Origin of the sequence: Nocardioides nematodiphilus, from assembly GCF_020216525.1 — a bacterium.
GTDB lineage: Bacteria > Actinomycetota > Actinomycetes > Propionibacteriales > Nocardioidaceae > Nocardioides > Nocardioides nematodiphilus.
Window position 1 is genome coordinate 114,310 of sequence record NZ_JAIWOY010000010.1, and the last position, 19,181, is coordinate 133,490.

Sequence of the window (19,181 nt, forward strand, 5' to 3'; positions counted from 1 at the left end):
ATGTCTCGCTCGCTGCGCGCGCTCACTGAGCCGCTCCGCTCGGGGCGGCGGACGGGGCGGCCTGGGAAGCCGGCATGAAGCTGTCGACCAGCCAGGTCCCACCGCTCTTGACCAGGCTGACCTCGAAGCGGAACGGCTGCGGGTTGGCCGCGTCGTACTCGGTGGACCCCTTCGCCTTGGGGTAGGCGTTGGTGAAGGCGCCGGCGACCAGCGCTGTCGCGGTGTCGTCGTCGAGGGCGGCGACCGCGGTGGCGTAGATCTCGCAGGTGCGCTTGACGCGGAGCTGGGACACGGTCGCCTGGACCAGCGGGACGCCGGACTTCTCGAAGTCGGCGCGGTACTTCGCTGTGATGACCTTCTCGACCTGGTCGCGGTAGGTCGTCATCTGGCCGCCCTGGTCGAGCTGGTCGGGACCGTAGGTGTTGACCCGCAGCACGAACTGGCGCGCCTGCGCCATGATCGCGTCGCGCTCGGTCTGGAGCGGGTCGTCGCTGGAGAACGCGCTGCTCACCCGGTGCCAGCCCGAGCCGGTCCCGTCGTTCGCCACGCGCGCGCCGAGAACACCCAGCGAGCCGACGATCAACAGGACCAGCAATCCCAGGACACCCCAGCGGAGGCGCGCCGATGTCATTGCCGGTAGAGCCACGTCCAGGAGTCCTTCGGGTCGGTCGGGGCGGAGGTGCCGTCGGCAACCGTACGCGGGTCACCCCAGGTCAGGCGGCCGGTCTTCTCGTCGTACGACGCGACGGCGGGCGCCCGGTAGTCGGCCGCAGCGCGCGGGTGGTAGTTCTGCGCGCCGCGCGCGTTGCTCTTGGTGATCGGCTCGGTGCAGGTCGCCCGGGTGTTCATGTCGCGCGGCGAGGTGTCCTGCGGTGCCCGCTCGACGGTCGACTCGTAACCGCCGTGGCAGGTGGCCTGCGTGGTCAGGACGAGACCGAAGCGGGCGTCCCAGTTCACCCCGTCGGCGTCCCTCTCGAGCACCGAGAAGCCGCCCTCGGTGACGTACGGGTAGACGACCAGGACGTAGCGCAGACCGGGCAGGTGTGCATTGACGATGCGGCCGGTGGTGAGCGCCTCGGAGATGACCTCGCCGAGGTCGACGCCGTTGCGCTCGAGGAACTCACGCAGCTGCGTCGCGCCGGCCGAGCCGTTGGTGATGAGCTTGATCAGGTCCTGGTTCGAGGCGGTGAGGGTGTCGGTGACCAGGGAGAGGTTCTGCGCGAACGAGCGGATCGCGCCCTCGGTGTCGGCCTGGGTCTTGAGCACCGTGTTGCCGTCCTTGAGCAGCGCGGTGGTGACGTCGAAGTTCTTGTCCGCGGTGGTCACGAACGAGGTGCCGCTGTCGAGGATCGTCTGCAGCTCCTCGCCGGTGCCGGCGAAGGCCGTGCCGAGCTCGGTCAGCGTGGTCTGGAGCGCCTGCTGGTCGACCGAGTTCACCGTGCGACTGACGTCGCCGAGGAGCTTGTCGGTCGCGATCGGGATGGCGGTGTCCCGCTGCGCGATCTGCGATCCGTCCTTGAGGAAGGGCGCGGACTTGGTCTGCGGCTGCAGCTCGACGTACTGCTCGCCGACCGCCGAGCGGTTGCCGACCACGGCGAGGGTGTCGGCCGGGATGCTCGACTGCGACTTGTCGATGTCGAGGTAGACGTCGACACCGTCCGAGGTGAGCTTGAGCCGGTCGACCTGGCCGACCTTGACGCCGCGGTAGGAGACCTCGCCGCCCTGGTAGATGCCGCCGGAGTCCGGGAAGTGCGCCACGACCTGGTAGGTGGTGGCGTGCACCAGCCGATCGAGGTGGGCGTAGCGGGCGCCGGTGAAGCTGACGCCGACCAGGGTGATGAGGACGAAGATCGCGAGCTGGATCTTGGTGCGGCGGGTGATCATCGGGCGCCTCCCGTCGGAGCGGTCAACGGCGGGACCAGCAGCGCCACCAGGCTCGGGTCGTAGAGCGCGCTGAGCGCCCCGTACGTCGGGCCGTGCGCGGTGCTGCCGTACGAGACGCCGGCCCGCTCCGCGGCCGGCGCCTGCTGGCGCAGGCCGAGGGCGCCGAGGCCCAGCAGCCCGCCACCGGAGCCGGACGAGCCGGTGCCGCCGCCCGAGGTGGTGCCGCCCGAGGTGGTGCCGGCGCCGAGCACCGGACCGAGCAGGTTGCTCAGCTGCTTGGGCAGGATCTGGGTCAGGTTCGGCAGGCCCGGGATCATGTTCAGCAGCTTGCAGACCGCGGTCTTCGAGTTGGCGGTCTTGAGGCACTCGCTCTTGAGCTGGGCCAGTGCCTTGACCGACGCGAGCACGTCGATGCACTTCTGGCTGGTCAGGCTGAGCGACCGGATGCAGCCGAGCACCTCGTTGAGCACCGTGCCGGGGGCGATCGCGCTGGGCACCAGGCTGCCGACGTCGAGGATGTCGGAGAAGTCCAGGTTGAGGCGCATGTCGAGGTTCACGAAGTCGCCCATGTGGAGGTTGCGGGCGGCCTGTGGTGTCCCGCCGACGGCGGCGTCGACGAACGGGTAGGTCAGCAGCGTGTTGAACGCGCTGACGAAGTGGTCGCCCGAGCGGGCCAGCGAGGTGAGCACCGGCTGGAGATTCTTGATGATGTCGATCGTGCCCTGCTTGGAGGCGCTGATGACCCGGACGCCGGTGTCACCGAGCTTGCTCAGCGCCTGCAGCATCGTGACCAGGTCGTGACGCTGCTGGTCGATGCTGCTCAGCGCGCCGGGCAGCTCCTCCAAGGTGGCGTCGATCGTCTTCTCCTGCGACTTGGCGGTCGCGGAGAGCTTGGCGACGGCGTCGAGCGCGTCGGTGATGGCCTGCTTGTGCTCGTCCAGGTTCTTGGCGAAGAGGTCGACCTGGGTGAGCACCGACCGGGCGGCGTCCTCATGGCCGGCGAGCGCCTTGTTGAGCTCGGTGGAGATGGTGTGCAGCTGGGCGACACCGCCGCCGTTGAGGATCAGGCTGAGCGCGCCCAGGACCTGCTCGACCTCCGGGTTGGCGCCCGTACGGGCCAGCGGGATCGTGTCGCCGCTCTTCATCAGCGCGGTGCTCGCGGTGCCGTCGGTGGGCGCCTTGAGCGCCACGAACTTCTCACCCAGGAGGCTGGTCTGCTGGATCTCGGCGGTGGTGTTCGCCGGGAGCTTCACGCTCTTCTGGACCGCGACCTCCACGTCGGCGACGCCGTGGTCGAGGGTGACCTTCTCGACCTTGCCGACCGTGACGTCGTTGAGCTTGACGGTCGAGTCGGGCACCAGGTCGAGCACGTCACGGAACTGCACGTGCAGCTTCGTCGGCGAGGCGCCGGTCTTGGCGCCGCCGGGCAGCGGCAGGTCGTAGATCGAGAAGCTGCAGCCCGACAGGACCAGGCAGCCGACCAGGATCGCGACCAGGGTCGTCAGGAGCCGCCTCATCGGGCACCTCCCGTCGCCGGCACGAGCCCGCCGAGGGTGAGGTCGGTGTGCACGTCGGAGGAGGAGCCGGTGCCGGCGCCGAACACGCCGCTGCGCGGCAGGATCCCCTTGATCGTGTTGCACAGCGTCGAGCCCGACGGCAGCTGGTTGCTGAGGGTGCAGAGCACCTGCGAGGGGTGCTTCACGAGCTGGTCGGCGAGCACACCGAGGTTCGGGTTGGTGTCGAGCGTGCCGGTGTCGGGGTTGTAGGCCTGGAACAGGTTGGAGAGCGCGACCGGTGCCGCGGTGAGGGTCTCGTTGAGCGCGTCGCGGTTCTTCACCACTGTCTTGAGCACCGTGTTGAGTCCCTTGATGTTCTTGCCCAGGGCGTCCTTGTTCTCCCGGACGAAGGAGGCGACGTCGCCCAGCGACACCTGCAGGTTGTGCAGCGACGCGGCCAGGTCGGTCCGCTCCCCCGCCAGCATCGTGGAGACGCCCGCGAGCGACGTGTTGAAGTCCCGCACGGTCTTGTCGTTCGTGGCGAGCTTGTTGACGAACTGCTCGAGCTGGGACGCCGAGCCGAAGAGCGCGTCCTTGTTGTCGTCGAGCGTCTTGGTGAGCTTGGACAGGTCGTCGATCGTCTGGTGGACCTGCGCGCCCTGGCCGCCGAAGTTCTTCGAGGTGGTTTCGAGCAGGTCGGTCAGCGCGCCGTTCTTGTTGGCGCCGGTCGGGCCGAGCGCAGTGACCAGCGAGTCGAGGCTGCCGTAGATCTGGTCGAGCTCGAGCGGGACGCCCGTACGGTCGGTGTCGAGCACCGCGCCGTCGGCCAGCACCTTGCCGGACGTGTAGACCGGTGTGAGCTGGACGTAGCGGTCGCCGACGATCGACGGGGCCACGATGAGCGCCTGGGCGTCGGCGGGGACCTTCACGTCCTTGTCGTAGTGCATCGTGACGATCACGTCGGTGCCGTCGGGGGTCACCGTGTCGACCTTGCCGACCGGGACGCCGAGGACACGGACATCACTGCCCTCGTAGATCGAGATCGTCCGCGGGAAGTGCGCGGTCAGCTTCATGTCACCGTTGCTGCGACCGAGCAGGGTGAGGCCGGCCGCGAGGACCAGCAGGGCGATCACCAGCGGTGCGGCCCAGCGGCGGAGGTTGGCGGAGAGCGTCATGTCATCCTCCCAACGCCGGGACGGGCGGAAGGTTCTGGATGTAGCTGTCGAACCACGGTCCGTTGCCGAGGACCTGGGAGAAGTCCCGGTAGAACGGCGCCATCAGTCGCAGCGTCGTGTCGAGGTTGTCGTCGTTCTTCGTGAAGACGTCGATCACGGTCTGCAGGCTGGCCAGCGTCGGCTTGAGATCGGTCCTGCTCTGGTCGATCAGCTTGCTGAGCTCCTTCGACAGGGTGGTGGTGGAGGTCAGCAGGGTGTGGATCGCCTGCCGCTTCTGCTCCAGGGCCGAGAAGAGCGACGCCGAGTCCTTCATCAGGTCGACGATGTCCTGGTCACGCTGGTCCAGGACGCCGGTGACGGTGTCGAGGTTCTGCAGCAGCGTGTTGATCCGGTCGTCCTTGGCGGCGATGTTCTTCGACAGGGCGGCGACGCCGGTCAGCGCCGCCTGGAACGACTTGGGGGTGGTGCGGGTCAGGTCGGCGAGGGTTGTCAGCGCCGAGGCCAGCTGGTCGGTGTCGATCTTGCCGGCGGTGTCGGCCAGGCCGGAGAACGCCTTGACGGCGTCGTACGGGGAGGTCGTGCGCGAGATCGGGATCTCCGCGCCCTTGGCGAGCTGTCCCGGACCGGCGGGCTGCAGGTCGAGGAACATCTGGCCGAGCAGGGTCTGCACCTTGATGGCGGCCTTGCTCTGGGTGCCGAAGTCGGAGTCGGTCTTGATCTTGAAGTCGACCTTCACGTGACCGTTGTCGAGCCCGACGGCGGAGACCTTGCCGACCCGGACGCCGGCGATGCGGACGGCGTCGCCGGCCTTGAGGCCGCCGGCCTCGGTGAAGTCGGCGGAGTAGGTGTCGCCGCCGCCGATGATCGGCAGGCTGTCGGCCTTGAAGGCGGCCAGGATGACCAGCACGATCACGGCGATGGAGACGGCGCCGATCTTGACGGGGTTGCGCTCGCGGAACGGGATCATCCGAGATTGCACCTCGCAGACGTGACCTTCATGCCGAGCGGGACGCGTACGCCACCGGGGAGGGTGGCACTGCCGCCGAAGCCGCACAGGTAGAAGTTGAACCACGAGCCGTAGGTGGCGGTGGCACCGATCTTGTTGAGCTTCTGCGCCTCCATCTGGAGGTCGGCGTCGAGACCCTGGCGCTGGCTGGCGACCTGGCCGGCGAAGATCCGCAGCTGCTTGATGTCCTCGACGAACGGCGCCCGGATGCCCGACACGAGGTCCGCGGTCTGCTGGGAGAGCCCCGAGATGCTGTCGAGCGAGTCCAGGATCGGCTGCTTGTCCTGGTCGAGGCCGTGCACGAAGGACTTGTACGTCGTGATCAGCTGCGTCAGCTCCTGGTCGCGGCTGCCGACGTGCACGAGCACGTCGTTGAGATTGTCGATCAGCGAGTCGATCACCTGGTCGCGGTCGGCGAGGGTCTGGGTCAGGGAGGCGGTGTGGCCGAGCAGGTCGTCCAGGGTGCCGCCCTCGCCCTGGAACACCTGGACGATCTCGTACGAGAGCGCGTTGATGTCGTTGGGCGAGAGTGCCTGGAAGAGCGGCTTGAAGCCGTTGAACAGCACCGAGAGGTCGAGCGCGGGCGTGGTCTGGGCGACCGGGATGGTCGAGCCCGGCTGGAGCCTCGAGCCGTCGCCGATCTCGTCGGTGAGCGCGAGATAGCGCTGACCGACGAGATTGCGGTACTTGATCGTGGCGTGGGTCGCCTTGTCGAGCGACTCGTCGGAGGCGACTGAGAAGGTCAGCAGCGCGTGGGTGCGGTTGACGATCTGGACGTTCTTGACGGTGCCGACCTTCACGCCGGCGATCCGGACGTCGTCGCCCTTGTTGACCCCGGTCGCATCGACGAACTCGGCCTTGTAGTCCTTGGTGCTCCCGAAGGAGATGTTGCCGATCACCAGGACCAGCAGGCCGGTGCACAGGGTCGTGATCACCACGAAGATGGTCAGACGGACCAGGTCGCCGGTGGTGCGCTTGTCGAGCAGCTTCATCGCACGCTCACCTTCGCTCCCCGTGCCATCGGAGCGACGAGCAGCGCGCCCAGGTCGGACACGTCGTCGGCCTGCTCCCCCAGCACCGGGCCGAGCAGAGCCTTGAGCACCGTGGTCTCGGCAGGGCTGCCGGCATAGCCCAGGGCGCTACCGCCCGCGCCCGCGGCGTCGAAGCCCAGAGCCGCGCGGTCGCCGCCCTTGCCGTTCGGCGTGTTGACGCCGTCGGCCAGGTTGGGCATCACCTTGATCGGGTGCTTGGAGTCCCACGGCGGCAGCGGCAGGTGGCCACAGGCCGGGCCCCGGTCCTCGTGGAAGGTGGGCGCATCGGCCGGGGTGTAGCCGCGCGGCTGGCGCGGCAGGGTGACGACGTTGATGTGCAGCGTGTAGTGCCGGAACGCGCTGTCGACGCGCGTGCGCAGGTTGTCCATGCCGCCGAGCAGGCAGGGGAACTCCGGCGCGTAGCGCGCCAGGGTGCCCACCGCCGGCTCGCTGACCTGGCCGAGCTGGATCAGGTTGTCGCCGTTGGCCGCGAGGAACGCGTCCGCGGTCTGGGCGAACCCGGTGACGTTGGTCAGCAGGGCGTGCAGCTGGGTCGAGCGGTCCTCGAGGGTGGTGGTCGTGGTGATCGTGTTGCGCAGGATGTTCGCGACCTGCGGCAGGACGTCGTTGTACGTGTTCGCGACCTTGGTGCTCTTCTGCAGGTCGTCGATGAAGAGCGGCAGCTGCGGATTGATCTTCTTCAGGTAGCCGTCGAGCGTCGTCAGCGTCTGGCCGAGCTCCTCGCCGCGGCCGTCGAGGGCGGTGGCCAGCGCGTTGAGGGTGGTGTTGAGCTGGGCCGGCTGGATCGACTGGAGCAGCGGGTAGATGTCGGAGAGCACCTTCTCGACCTCGGTCGAGACGGCCGTACGGGTGATCACGGCGCCGTCCTTCAGGTGCTGGCTGTCGGCCTGCTGGGGGACGTCGAGGGCGACGTACTTCTCGCCGAAGAGCGTCTTGGGCAGGATCGCGCCGGTGACGTTGGCTGGGATGGTGCCGATCTCGCTCGGCTTGATGCCGAGCTTGACCGTGGCGCCCTGCGCCGTGGCGGAGAAGCCCAGCACCTGGCCGACCAGCACGCCGCGGATCTTCACGTCGGCACGCTCGGGCAGCTGCAGGCCGATCGTGTCGGTCTGCAGCGTCACCTCGTCGTAGTGGGTGAACTTCTGGGTGAAGGCGCCATAGACGAAGTAGAGCGCAGCGAGGATCAGCGCGAGGAACGCGACCCCCAGCACCCGGTACTTCAGCCCGCCGAGAACGGATGCCATCAGCCGGCCAACCTCACTGTCGTCGTGGCGCCCCAGATCGCCATCGAGAGGAACAGGTCGATGACGGAGACGGCCACGATGCTCGTACGGACGGCCTTGCCGACCGCGACGCCGACGCCGGCGGGGCCGCCGGAGGCGTTGTAGCCGTGGTAGCAGTGGATGAGGATGACGACCACGGCGAAGATGAGGACCTTTCCGAAGGACCAGAGCACGTCACCCGGCGGCAGGAACTCGTTGAAGTAGTGGTCGTACGTGCCCGTCGACTGACCGAACGAGACCGTCACCGTCAGGCGGGTGGCGAAGTACGAGGACAGCAGGCCGAGCACGTAGAGCGGCACGATCGCGATGAGGCCGCCGATGATCCGGGTGGTCACCAGGAACGGCATGGACGGGATCGCCATCACCTCGAGGGCGTCGACCTCCTCCGAGATGCGCATCGCGCCGAGCTGGGCGGTGAAGCCGCAGCCGACGGTGGCGGCCAGCGCGATGCCGGCGACGAGCGGGGCGATCTCGCGGGTGTTGAAGTAGGCCGAGACGAAGCCGGCGAAGGCCGAGGTGCCCAGCTGGTTGAGCGCGGCGTAGCCCTGGAGACCGACCTCGGTGCCGGTGAAGAAGGTCATCGCGGTGATGACGCCGACGGTGCCGCCGATGATGGCCAGCGAGCCGGAGCCGAGGGTGACCTCGGCCAGGACGCGCAGGATCTCCTTGCCGTAGCGCCGGATCGCCCGCGGCGCCCAGAGCAGGGCGCGCAGGTAGAAGGAGAGCTCCTCGCCGAGGTGGTCGAGGGTCTTGAGCGGGCGCTGGTAGATGGCCTTGGTGCGCGCGACGAAATTGCCGGAAGTGATGGACATCGACATCAACCCGTCTTCGAAGGGACGATCTGGAAGTAGATCGCCGTCATCACGAAGTTGACGATGAACAGCAGCAGGAAGGTGATCACGACCGACTCGTTGACCGCGTCGCCGACCCCCTTCGGGCCGCCGCCGGCGTTCATCCCCTTGTAGGAGGCGACGATCGCCGCGATCAGGCCGAAGATCAGCGCCTTGATCAGGCCCTGCCACACGTCCGACATCTGCGCCAGTGCCGTGAAGGAGGCGAGGTACGCACCCGGGGTGCCGTGCTGCAGGATGACGTTGAAGACGTAGCCGCCGATCACGCCGACGACGCTGACCAGGCCGTTGAGGAACACCGAGACGAGCATGCAGGCGAGCACGCGCGGGACGACCAGTCGCTGGATCGGGTCGATCCCGAGCACCATCATCGCGTCGAGCTCCTCGCGGATCTTGCGCGCGCCGAGGTCCGCCGCGATAGCGCTGCCGCCCGCGCCCGCGACGAGCAGTGCCGTCGCGATCGGGCCTGCTTCGCGTACGACGGCGAGGACCGACGCCGAGCCGGTGAAGGACTGCGCGCCGAACTGCGCGATCAGGCCCCCGACCTGCAGCGCGATGACGGCGCCGAACGGGATGGCGACCAACGCCGTGGGGACGATGGTGACCGACGCGATGAACCAGGCCTGCTGGATGAACTCGCGCAACTGGAAGGGCCGCCTGAACAGGCCTCGGCACACGTCGAGCGCGAAGGCGAACAGCTTGCCTGCGGTTCCGACCGGGGCGAGGACCTTGGTGGCGGTGAATGACGCCACGGTGACTCAGGCCCCGCTCGCGCCCGAGGTGGAGAGCACCGAGTCTGCGCGGAAGGAGTTCGGCGGCGGCGTGACGCCGTTCTGCCGACACCACTCACCCGGAGGCCGCTGGCTCTTGCGCGGGACGCCGTTGGACGGCTCGAGCTGCAGCGGGATCGGCGGCAGCGGCGGGAGCGCCATGTCCTTCTCAGCGGCCAGCTGGTCGGCGTCCTTCTCCTCCGACATCCCGATCGGCCCGACGGTCTGGGCGTTGAGGAACTGGCGCACGACCGGCTCGTCGGACGACAGCAGCATCTCGCGCGGACCGTACATGGCCAGGTGCTTGTGGTACAGCAGGCCGATCTGGTCCGGCACCACCCGGACGCTGTGGATGTCGTGGGTGACGATGAGGAACGTGGCGTCGATCTGCGCGTTGAGGTCGACGAAGAGCTGGTTGATGAACGAGGTGCGGACCGGGTCGAGACCGGAGTCGGGCTCGTCGATCAGCAGGATCTCCGGGTCGAGGACCAGGGCGCGGGCCAGGCCGGCGCGCTTGCGCATACCGCCGGAGATCTCCCCCGGGAGCTTCATCTCGGCGCCGATGAGACCGACGAGGTCCATCTTCTCCATCACGATCCGGCGGATCTCCGACTCGGACTTCTTGGTGTGCTCGCGCAGCGGGAACGCGACGTTGTCGTAGAGGTTCATCGAGCCGAACATCGCGCCGTCCTGGAACAGGACGCCGAAGAGCTTGCGGATCTCGTAGAGGTCCTTCTCCGAGCAGGAGCAGATGTCGACGCCCTCGATGACGACCGAGCCCTTCTCCGGCTTGATCAGCCCGATCAGCGACTTCAACAGCACCGACTTGCCGGTGCCGGAGGGCCCGAGCATCACGGAGATCTCGCCCGCCGGCAGGGTCAGCGTGACGTCGTTCCAGATCAATTGCTTGCCGAAGCTCTTCGTCAAGCCCTTGATGGCTACGTCCACGCCCATGTGCACTCCTCGGGGTTACGGGCCGCCGTCCGCCTGGCAGGCGGTGCGACGGCGCGTTTGTTCACTGTTGAGTAACAACGTGATGCTGTGGCCGAAGTTACGCCCCGGTGCGACGCCCGTCACCCATTTGGGGGTGAATGTCGCTCACAAATGCGCCGAGGGGCGGCCACCCGGAAGGTGACCGCCCCACGGACGGATGATCGCGTGGCCTGAGCCTCGGGATCGGGTGCGGCTCGCGCCGCGAGAATCACTTGAGGGTGACGGTGGCGCCAGCGGCCTCGAGGGTCTCCTTGGCCTTCTGGGCGGTCTCCTTGTTGACCTTCTCCAGAACCGGGGTCGGGGCACCCTCGACGAGGTCCTTGGCCTCCTTCAGACCGAGGGAGGTCAGGGCGCGCACCTCCTTGATGACGTTGATCTTCTTGTCGCCGCCAGCCTCGAGGATGACGTCGAACTCGTCCTGCTCGGCGGCAGCGTCGCCACCAGCAGCGCCACCGGCGGCCGGGGCAGCAGCAACGGCGACGGGGGCAGCGGCGGTGACGCCGAAGACGTCCTCGAACTCCTTGACGAACTCGGAGAGCTCGATGAGCGTGAGCTCCTTGAAGGCGTCGATGAGCTCGGTGGTGGAAAGCTTCGCCATGATGGCAGTTCCTTTCAAAGTGATGACCGGACGTGTCGACCGGTCACCGGGTTACAGGTGGTGTGGTTGTCGATGACCTACCGCAGCGCGGTCAGGCCTCGACGGTCTCCTCGGCGGCGACGGCCGGAGCCGCACCACCTGCGAGGATCGACGGGTCGCTGGCGGCCTTCTCCTGAAGGGCGGCAGCAAGCTGCGCGGCCTTCGAGGGGAGGGCGTTGACAACGAACAGCGCCGAAGACAGCGCCGCGTTGATCCCGCCGGCAACCTTGGCAAGAAGCACCTCGCGCGACTCGAGGTCGGCCAGCTTGGCAACCTCGGCAGCGCTCAGCGTCTTGCCCTCGTAAACCCCGCCCTTGATGACAAGGTTGGGGTTCGCCTTGGCAAAGTCACGCAGACCCTTGGCGGTCTCGACGACGTCGCCCTTGATGAAGGCGATGGCGGTCGGACCCGCGAGCAGGTCGTCGAAGCCCTCGATGCCAACGTTCTTGGCAGCGATCTTGGCCAGCGTGTTCTTGACCACGGCGTAGTTGGCGTTCTCGCCGAGGGAGCGTCGAAGGTTCTTCAGCTCCGCAACGGTGAGACCGCGGTACTCGGTCAGCACGGCACCGTTCGAGGCACTGAACTCGTCAGTGATCTCGACGACGGCGGCCTGCTTGTCTGCCCGCGCCATGGGTCTCCTTCTTCCGTGGATCGAGTCCACCGGCCGGGCCCCACGACGACGAAACGCCCCGAGCGCAGGCGCTCAGGGCGTTGACATGATGTCGTGCTCTGGTTGCACCTACGCTGGCCGTCCGACGTCAGTGATCTCTCACTGTCGCGGCACCTTCGGTCGTTGAGCTGATGCTCGCTGACAACCGGCGGTCTCTGGTTCGTGGTCAAGTATGGCGGCGGGTCCGGCCTACGACCAAATCGGGCGAGCACGCGCCGCAGGCGGGATGCGACGGGGCGTCGGTTGCGGGGATCGACGACGTGATCGAGCGTGGGACGGTCGAAGGGCGGCCACCCCCGTGGGGTGACCGCCCTTCGGCGTTCGATCAGAGCATCAGCTCCAGATCAGGCGGACGGCGCTGGGCGCCGGCTGCATCAGGCGTTCTCGTCCTCGGCCGCGACGTTGCGGGTGCGGTTCGGGTCGACCTGGACACCGGGGCCCATGGTCGTGGAGACGGTGACCTTCTTGACGTAGCGGCCCTTGGAGCTGGCCGGCTTGAGACGCAGCACCTCCTCGAGGGCAGCGGCGTAGTTCTCAGCGAGCTGGGTCTCCGAGAAGGAGGCCTTGCCGATGATGAAGTGAAGGTTGGCGTGACGGTCCACGCGGAACTCGATCTTGCCGCCCTTGATGTCGGCGACAGCCTTGGCGACGTCCGGGGTGACGGTGCCGGTCTTCGGGTTCGGCATGAGACCACGGGGGCCCAGGACACGGGCGACCTTGCCGACCTTGCCCATCAGGTCCGGGGTGGCGACGACGGCGTCGAAGTCGATCCAGCCGCCGGCGATCTTGTCGATGAGCTCGTCCGAGCCGACGAAGTCGGCGCCGGCCTCGCGGGCGGCGTCGGCCTTCTCGGCGTTGGCGAGGACGAGGACGCGGACGGTCTTACCCGTGCCGTGCGGCAGGGAGACGGTGCCACGGACCATCTGGTCGGCCTTGCGCGGGTCGACACCGAGGCGCATGACGACGTCGACGGTCTCGTCGAACTTCTTCTTGGAGGAGCCCTTGGCGATCTTGATCGCGGCCAGCGGGGCGTAGAGCTCGTTCTTGTCGAACTGCTCCGACGCCGCGCGGTAGGTCTTGCTGCGCTGCATGATGATTCCTTTGTTAAGTCTTAAGAGGAGATGTGGTTAGCGAGCCAGCGCGGCTCTCCCACGGTGGGTCAGGCCTCGACCGTGACGCCCATGGAGCGGGCGGTGCCCTCCACGATCTTCATGGCGGCGTCGATGTCGTTGGCGTTGAGGTCCGGGAGCTTGGTGTTGGCGATCTCGCGCACCTGGTCCTTGGTCAGCTTGCCGACCTTGTCCTTGTGCGGGACCGAGGAGCCCTTGGCCAGGCCGGCGGCCTTCTTGATCAGCTCGGCGGCCGGCGGGGTCTTCGTGATGAAGGTGAAGGACCGGTCCTCGTAGATCGTGATCTCGACCGGGATGACGTTGCCGCGCATGGACTCGGTCTGGGCGTTGTACGCCTTGCAGAAGTCCATGATGTTGACGCCGTGCGGACCGAGCGCGGTACCGACCGGCGGGGCCGGGGTCGCGGAGCCGGCCTGCAGCTGCACCTTGACGAGTGCGGCGATCTTCTTCTTCGGAGGCATGTTCCTCTATCTCTTTCTTCTCGTGGTCATGACGAGGGCCGTACGGCCTCTGCCACTTCGCTGTGCGCAGCACGAAGCACGCGCTGACACAACAGCAAGGCCCAGTGTCGCCGACGCGGCGACACTGGGCCAAATCTGCTGCTAGGTCAGACCTTCTGGATCTGGTTGAAGCTGAGCTCGACCGGGGTCTCGCGACCGAAGATCTCGACGAGCGCCTTGACGCGCTGCGACTCGGCGTTGAGCTCGGTGATGGTGGCGTGGAGCGTGGCGAACGGGCCGTCCACGACCATGACCGAGTCACCCTCGGAGAAGTCAGCGACCTCCACCGGCTTCTTCGCGGTCGTGGGCGAGCCACCACCGGAGGTGGTGCCGGCGGCCGCGGCCTCGGCCTCGGCGGCGGCCACGACGGCCGGGGCCAGCATGTTCTCGACCTCGCTCATGCTGAGCGGGACCGGCTGGTGGCTGTGGCCGACGAAGCCGGTGACCGACGGGGTGTGACGGACAGCCGCCCACGACTCGTCGGTGAGGTCCATGCGGACCAGGACGTAACCGGGGAGAACGGTGCGCTTGACCATCTTGCGCTGGCCGTTCTTGATCTCGGCGACCTCCTCGGTCGGCACGACGATCTCGTGGATGTAGTCCTCCATGTTGAGCGCGACCTTGCGCTGCTCCAGGTTGGACTTCACCCGGTTCTCCATGCCGGAGTAGGTGTGCACGACGAACCAGTCGCCCGGCTTCGCCCACAGCTCGCGGCGGAACGCCTCGAGCGGGTCGTTCTCGTCGGCCTCGGCCTCGGCCTCGTCGCCGTCGACGTCGTTCTCGTCGCCGGCCTCGATGACCTCGCCGGTCTCGGCGTCGAACTCGACCTCAGTGTCGTCAGAGGTCGCCTCGGCAGACGCCTCGACCTCGTCGATGGCCGTCTCGTCGGTGTAGTCCTGCTCAGACACGCGCTGCTCCGTTCGGGTTCTGCGTCAGTTGGATCTGCGAGCCGCGGTCGGTCAGGAGTCCGACGGACCGTCGAAGATCGCGAAGAACAGCCGGCCGAAGCCCAGGTCGAGGAGCGAGGTGAGCGCCATCATCACGAGGACGAACACCAGCACCACGAAGAAGTAGGTCGTCAGCTGCTGCTGGGTCGGCCAGACCACCTTGCGGAGCTCCGCGACGACCTGGCGGTAGAACAGCGCAGGAGAGGTGCGTTCGTTGCTCTTCGACTCCGACACGTGCGTGTCACCTCTCTGCGTCATCCGACTTTCTAGCAGGGCACGAGGGACTTGAACCCCCAACCCTCGGCTTTGGAGGCCGATGCTCTGCCAATTGAGCTAGTGCCCTTCGGTGGTCGCACTCGTCACGCTTTGGGCGCGACCGAGCAACTGGCTCAACCACCGGGAACCACTCTACGGGGCGGATGGAAAAGAAGTCGAACCGGCATGGAAGGATTGCGCCTGTGACCGCGCCGCGCCAGCCCCTCACCAGCCTCTCCCCCGACGAGCTCGCCGCCGTCCGCGCCGAGCAGCAGACGGCGTACGACGCCCTGGTCGCCGCCGGCCTGAAGCTCGATCTGACGCGCGGCAAGCCGAGCAGCGAGCAGCTCGACCTCTCCGATGGCCTGCTGGCGCTGCCGACCACGGCCTACGCCCCGGACGGCACCGACACGCGCAACTACGGCGGCCTGCTCGGACTGACCGAGCTGCGCGCGGTCTTCGCCGAGCTCCTCGGCCTCGACCTCAACCAGGTCTCGGCGCAGGGCTCCTCCAGCCTGACCCTGATGAAGGAGGTCCTGTCGTTCCTGTGGCTCAAGGGCGGCGTGGACTCCGAGCGCCCGTGGGGTGCGGAGGAGAAGGTCACCTTCATCTGCCCGGTGCCGGGCTACGACCGCCACTTCGCGCTGCTGGAGTGGTTCGGCATCGACATGGTGACCGTGCCGATGCACGACGACGGCCCGGACGTGGACGCGGTCGCGGCGCTGGTCAAGGACGACGCGAGCATCAAGGGCATGTGGCTGGTCCCGACGTACGCCAACCCGACGGGCCAGGTCACCTCGCTGGAGGTCGCCGAGCGGCTCAGCTCGATGCCGACCGCGGCGCCCGACTTCAAGATCTTCTGGGACAACGCCTACGCGCTGCACCACCTCACCGCCGAGGAGACCAAGAGCGCTGACATCGTCTCGCTCGCCGCGGTCGCGGGTCACCCGCACCGCCCCGTCGTCTTCGCCTCGACCTCCAAGATCACCTACGCCGGCGCCGGCGTCGCCTTCGTCGGCGGATCGGCCGAGACCGTCGCCTGGTACACCCAGAACCTCGGCTTCGGCTCGATCGGCCCGGACAAGGTCAACCAGCTGCGCCACCTGGAGTTCTTCAAGGACGCGGCGGGCGTGCGGGCCCACATGGCCAAGCACCGCGCGATCCTGGCGCCGAAGTTCGCCGAGGTCGTCCGGATCCTCGAGGAGCGCCTCGGCGGCCTCGAGGTCGCGACGTGGAACAACCCGGCGGGCGGCTACTTCATCAACCTCGACGTGCTGCCCGGCACCGCGTCCCGGGTGATCGAGCTGGCCAAGGCGGCGGGCGTCGCGCTCACGCCGGCAGGCTCGTCGTTCCCGCGCAAGCACGATCCGGACGACACCAACATCCGCCTCGCCCCGTCGTTCCCGGCGCTGCCGGAGCTGACGGCGGCGATGGAGGCCGTGGCGACGTGCGTGCTCCTCGCTGCCGCCGAGACGCTTGGTGCGTGATCTAGCGGCACTCCCGAAGGCGCATCTGCACCTCCACTTCACGGGGTCGATGCGCCATTCGACGCTGCTCGAGCTCGCCGCGCGCGACGGGATCCGGCTGCCCGATCAGCTCGTCTCCGAGTGGCCGCCGACGCTGTCCGCCGCCGACGAGAAGGGCTGGTTCCGCTTCCAGCGGCTCTACGACGTGGCACGGTCCGTCCTTCGTACGGAGGACGACGTCCGTCGGCTCGTGCGGGAGGCCGCCGAGGACGACGTCCGCGACGGCGGGCGCTGGCTCGAGATCCAGGTCGATCCGTCGGGCTACGGTGCCCGCTTCGGCGGGATCACCGCCTTCACCGATCTCGTGCTCGATGCGGTGGCGGTGGCGTCCCGGGAGACCGGCCTGGGGATGGCCGTGGTGATCGCGGCCAACCGCACCCGGCACCCGCTGGACGCGCGCACCCTGGCGCGGCTCGCGGCGCAGTACGCGGGTCGCGGTGTGGTCGGCTTCGGGCTCTCCAACGACGAGCGCCGTGGGACGACCGCTGACTTCGAGCTGGCCTTCCGGATCGCCGAGCGGGCGGGGCTGCTGTTGACACCTCACGGCGGCGAGCTGCGCGGCCCCGACCACATCGTGCGCGTCCTCGACGCGCTGCACCCGGGCCGGCTCGGGCACGGCGTGCGCTCGGCGGAGTCGCCGGAGGTACTCGAGCGGGTCGTGGAGGCCGGGATCGCGCTCGAGGTCTGCCCGACCTCCAACGTCTCCTTGGGCGTCTACTCCTCCCTGGCGGAGGTGCCGCTGCCGACGCTCCTGGCCGCCGGCGCGACGATCGCCCTCGGCGCCGACGATCCGCTGCTCTTCGGCTCGCAGCTGCTGGGCCAGTACGCCGCGATGCGCGCCGCCCACGACCTCGGCGACGAGACGCTCGCCGAGCTGGCGAGGATGTCCGTACGGGCCTCGTGCGCGCCGCCGTCGGTGCAGGCCTCGATCCTCGGCGAGATCGACTCCTGGCTGTCAGACTGACGCCATGAGCGAGAGCGGGCCGGAGCCGACCCAGCCGATCCAGGGCACCCCGCAGGCCGGGTGGACCCCGCCGGCCTACGGCACGCCGTCCTACGGCCAGCAGCAGCCGGCGCACTACCCCGCCCCGGCCCAGATGCCCGCGCCGCAGATGCCCTATCAGGGGCAGCCGCTCCGGGACGACAGCGGCGCGACCCCTGCGCTGGTCGTCGGCATCGTCGCCCTCGCCCTCGGCTTCATCGGCGCCGGCATCGGATTCCTCATCTCGCCGGTCGCGATGGTGCTCGGCTGGCGGTCCAAGCGCCGCATCGACGCCTCCCAGGGCCAGCTCGGCGGTCGCGGCAACGCCCAGGCCGGTTTCGTCCTCGGCCTGATCGGCACGATCTTCCTGGTCCTGGGGATCCTTTTCATCGTGCTCATCGTCGTCGTCCTCATCGCCCACGACTCCGGCGGCACGTTCTAGCGGTTGGGGCGTCGGACGCTCGGCTGCGACACTTGAGGGGTCATGGACTGCTCGTACTTCGCCGCCGGGATCTGCCGCTCGTGCACCTTCCTGGAGACGCCGTACGCCACGCAGCTGGCGGCCAAGCAGGACCGGGTCGCGGCCGCGCTCGCCGGGGTCGCCCCGGGCCTCACGTGGGGGTCGCCGGTCGCGTCGGCCGAGGCGGGGTTCCGCAACAAGGCGAAGATGGTCGTCGGTGGCACCGTGGACGCGCCGACCCTCGGGATCCTGGGCGCCGACGGGCGCGGGGTCGACCTGCAGGGCTGCGGCCTGCACACGCCCGGCCTGACCGCGGCGCTGCCCGCCCTGGCCGCATTCGTGACGACGGCACGCCTCACCCCGTACTCCGTGCCCGATCGCACCGGCGAGCTCAAGCACCTCATCGTCACCGAGTCGCCCGGCGGTGAGCTCATGGTGCGCTTCGTGCTGCGCTCCACCGAGGCGCTCGCCCGCCTCCGGTCGCGCCTGCCGGCGCTCCTCTCGGACCTCCCGATCGCCGTCGCCTCGGTCAACCTCCAGCCCGAGCACAAGGCGATCCTCGAGGGGCCGGAGGAGATCCTGCTGCACGGCGAGACGCTGGAGATGCGGGTCAACGACATCGCGCTGCACCTGCGGCCGCAGTCGTTCTTCCAGACCAACACCACCGTCGCCGGTGCGCTCTATCGGGAGGCGGCCGCACTGGTGGACGCGGTGGCGCCGTCCTCGGTGTGGGATCTCTACTGCGGGGTCGGCGGCTTCGGGCTGCACGTCGCCGCGCCGGGCCGATCGGTCTGGGGCGTCGAGGTCAGCGAGCAGGCGATCGAGTCGGCGAGGGCGTCGGCGGCCGAGCTCGGCGTCGGCGACCGCACCGCGTGGGTCGCCGGCGACGCGACCGCACTCGTGACGGGAGGCACGACGGGCGCGATCTCCGAGGCGCCCGACCTCGTCATCGTGAACCCGCCCCGCCGGGGCATCGGCCCGGCGCTCGCCGGCTGGCTGGAGGACAGCGGCGTACCGCACGTCGTCTACTCCTCCTGCAACGCCGACTCGCTCGCCCGGGACCTCGCCACGATGCCGTCGCTGCGCCCGGTCTCAGCCCGGCTGCTCGACATGTTCCCGCACACCGGCCACCACGAGGTCCTCGTCCACCTGGCCCGATAGCGGGATCAGTCGTTGCCGAAGATGTCGCGGGTGTAGACCTTGTCGGCGGCGTCGTCGAGGTCGGGGACCATCCGGTTCGCGATGATCACGTCGGCCTCGGCCTTGAACGTGTCGAGGTCTCGGTAGACCTTCGAGCCGAAGAACCTCGCGTCCTCCAGCTCCGGCTCGAAGACGATCACCTTGACCCCGGCGCCCTTGATCCGCTTCATCACGCCCTGCACCGCCGACTCGCGGAAGTTGTCGGAGCCGGCCTTCATCACCAGGCGGTGGATGCCGACGACCGTGGGACGGCGGCGCAGCACGTCGGCGGCGATGAAGTCCTTGCGGGTCGTGTTGGCCGCGACGATGGCGGAGATGAGGTTCTGGGGGACGTCTTGGTAGTTGGCCTGGAGCTGGAGGGTGT

General features: G+C 68.5%; 21 protein-coding genes and 1 tRNA gene. 4 read left to right on the plus strand and 18 right to left on the minus strand.

The window, feature by feature from the left end; translation table 11 throughout:
* Positions 1-22: 22 nt before the first annotated feature.
* From KSO98_RS15670 to KSO98_RS15750, 17 genes are all read right to left on the minus strand, one after another.
* The gene (locus tag KSO98_RS15670; protein ID WP_225286623.1) at positions 23-646 is read right to left on the minus strand and encodes a hypothetical protein; all 624 of its coding nucleotides are present in this window, start codon (positions 644-646) and stop codon (positions 23-25) included.
* Positions 628-1,884 (minus strand): MCE family protein, encoded by a 1,257-nt coding sequence (locus tag KSO98_RS15675; protein WP_225286624.1) that lies wholly within the window; start codon positions 1,882-1,884, stop codon positions 628-630. The genes KSO98_RS15670 and KSO98_RS15675 overlap by 19 nt, the downstream gene beginning before the upstream one ends.
* Positions 1,881-3,401, minus strand: a complete 1,521-nt coding sequence (locus tag KSO98_RS15680) for an MCE family protein (protein WP_225286625.1) — start codon at positions 3,399-3,401, stop codon at positions 1,881-1,883. The genes KSO98_RS15675 and KSO98_RS15680 overlap by 4 nt, the downstream gene beginning before the upstream one ends.
* Positions 3,398-4,555 (minus strand): MCE family protein, encoded by a 1,158-nt coding sequence (locus KSO98_RS15685; RefSeq protein ID WP_225286627.1) that lies wholly within the window; start codon positions 4,553-4,555, stop codon positions 3,398-3,400. The genes KSO98_RS15680 and KSO98_RS15685 overlap by 4 nt, the downstream gene beginning before the upstream one ends.
* A gap of 1 nt (position 4,556) precedes the next feature.
* Positions 4,557-5,522 carry an MCE family protein gene (locus tag KSO98_RS15690; RefSeq protein WP_225286628.1) on the minus strand — a complete coding sequence of 322 codons (966 nt, stop codon included), beginning with the start codon at positions 5,520-5,522 and terminating at the stop codon, positions 4,557-4,559.
* Positions 5,519-6,553: an MCE family protein gene (locus tag KSO98_RS15695; protein ID WP_225286629.1), complete on the minus strand. Its 1,035-nt coding sequence runs from the start codon at positions 6,551-6,553 to the stop codon at positions 5,519-5,521. The genes KSO98_RS15690 and KSO98_RS15695 overlap by 4 nt, the downstream gene beginning before the upstream one ends.
* Positions 6,550-7,857, minus strand: a complete 1,308-nt coding sequence (locus tag KSO98_RS15700; RefSeq protein ID WP_225286630.1) for an MCE family protein — start codon at positions 7,855-7,857, stop codon at positions 6,550-6,552. The genes KSO98_RS15695 and KSO98_RS15700 overlap by 4 nt, the downstream gene beginning before the upstream one ends.
* Entirely contained in the window at positions 7,857-8,708 is an 852-nt protein-coding gene (locus KSO98_RS15705) for an MlaE family ABC transporter permease (protein ID WP_225286631.1), read from the minus strand. Before KSO98_RS15705 ends, KSO98_RS15700 begins: the two co-directional genes overlap by 1 nt.
* Before the next feature lie 5 nt (positions 8,709-8,713).
* The gene (locus KSO98_RS15710) at positions 8,714-9,499 is read right to left on the minus strand and encodes an MlaE family ABC transporter permease (protein WP_225286632.1); all 786 of its coding nucleotides are present in this window, start codon (positions 9,497-9,499) and stop codon (positions 8,714-8,716) included.
* A 6-nt stretch (positions 9,500-9,505) separates the two neighbouring features.
* Complete coding sequence (locus KSO98_RS15715; protein ID WP_225286633.1) at positions 9,506-10,471, minus strand: ABC transporter ATP-binding protein; 966 nt, start codon at positions 10,469-10,471, stop codon at positions 9,506-9,508.
* Between the two features lie 247 nt (positions 10,472-10,718).
* Entirely contained in the window at positions 10,719-11,108 is a 390-nt protein-coding gene (rplL, locus tag KSO98_RS15720) for a 50S ribosomal protein L7/L12 (protein WP_225286634.1), read from the minus strand.
* A gap of 91 nt (positions 11,109-11,199) precedes the next feature.
* Complete coding sequence (rplJ, locus tag KSO98_RS15725; RefSeq protein ID WP_225286645.1) at positions 11,200-11,778, minus strand: 50S ribosomal protein L10; 579 nt, start codon at positions 11,776-11,778, stop codon at positions 11,200-11,202.
* A 413-nt stretch (positions 11,779-12,191) separates the two neighbouring features.
* Positions 12,192-12,908: a 50S ribosomal protein L1 gene (gene rplA / locus KSO98_RS15730; protein ID WP_225286635.1), complete on the minus strand. Its 717-nt coding sequence runs from the start codon at positions 12,906-12,908 to the stop codon at positions 12,192-12,194.
* A 68-nt stretch (positions 12,909-12,976) separates the two neighbouring features.
* Entirely contained in the window at positions 12,977-13,408 is a 432-nt protein-coding gene (rplK, locus tag KSO98_RS15735) for a 50S ribosomal protein L11 (protein ID WP_225286636.1), read from the minus strand.
* 146 nt (positions 13,409-13,554) lie between these two features.
* Complete coding sequence (gene nusG, locus KSO98_RS15740; RefSeq protein WP_225286637.1) at positions 13,555-14,355, minus strand: transcription termination/antitermination protein NusG; 801 nt, start codon at positions 14,353-14,355, stop codon at positions 13,555-13,557.
* 51 nt (positions 14,356-14,406) lie between these two features.
* Positions 14,407-14,652: a preprotein translocase subunit SecE gene (secE, locus tag KSO98_RS15745; RefSeq protein ID WP_372457793.1), complete on the minus strand. Its 246-nt coding sequence runs from the start codon at positions 14,650-14,652 to the stop codon at positions 14,407-14,409.
* 12 nt (positions 14,653-14,664) lie between these two features.
* Positions 14,665-14,737: transfer RNA gene (locus tag KSO98_RS15750), tRNA-Trp, on the minus strand.
* Positions 14,738-14,813: 76 nt separating this feature from the next.
* Between KSO98_RS15750 and KSO98_RS15755 the strand changes: the two genes are divergently transcribed.
* Genes KSO98_RS15755 through rlmC form a run of 4 tightly spaced genes read left to right on the plus strand, consistent with a single transcriptional unit; the run spans position 14,814 to position 18,778 of the window.
* Positions 14,814-16,136, plus strand: a complete 1,323-nt coding sequence (locus KSO98_RS15755; RefSeq protein WP_225286639.1) for an aspartate aminotransferase type Ic — start codon at positions 14,814-14,816, stop codon at positions 16,134-16,136.
* Between the two features lie 49 nt (positions 16,137-16,185).
* Positions 16,186-17,139, plus strand: coding sequence for an adenosine deaminase (locus KSO98_RS15760; protein ID WP_372457794.1), 954 nt, complete (start codon positions 16,186-16,188; stop codon positions 17,137-17,139).
* Positions 17,140-17,143: 4 nt separating this feature from the next.
* The gene (locus tag KSO98_RS15765; RefSeq protein WP_225286641.1) at positions 17,144-17,599 is read left to right on the plus strand and encodes a DUF4190 domain-containing protein; all 456 of its coding nucleotides are present in this window, start codon (positions 17,144-17,146) and stop codon (positions 17,597-17,599) included.
* A gap of 42 nt (positions 17,600-17,641) precedes the next feature.
* The gene (gene rlmC, locus KSO98_RS15770) at positions 17,642-18,778 is read left to right on the plus strand and encodes a 23S rRNA (uracil(747)-C(5))-methyltransferase RlmC (protein WP_225286642.1); all 1,137 of its coding nucleotides are present in this window, start codon (positions 17,642-17,644) and stop codon (positions 18,776-18,778) included.
* A 5-nt stretch (positions 18,779-18,783) separates the two neighbouring features.
* Here the strand turns inward: rlmC and KSO98_RS15775 are convergent.
* Positions 18,784-19,181: UDP binding domain-containing protein (locus tag KSO98_RS15775; protein WP_372457795.1), on the minus strand; the 398-nt coding region annotated here is incomplete at its 5' end.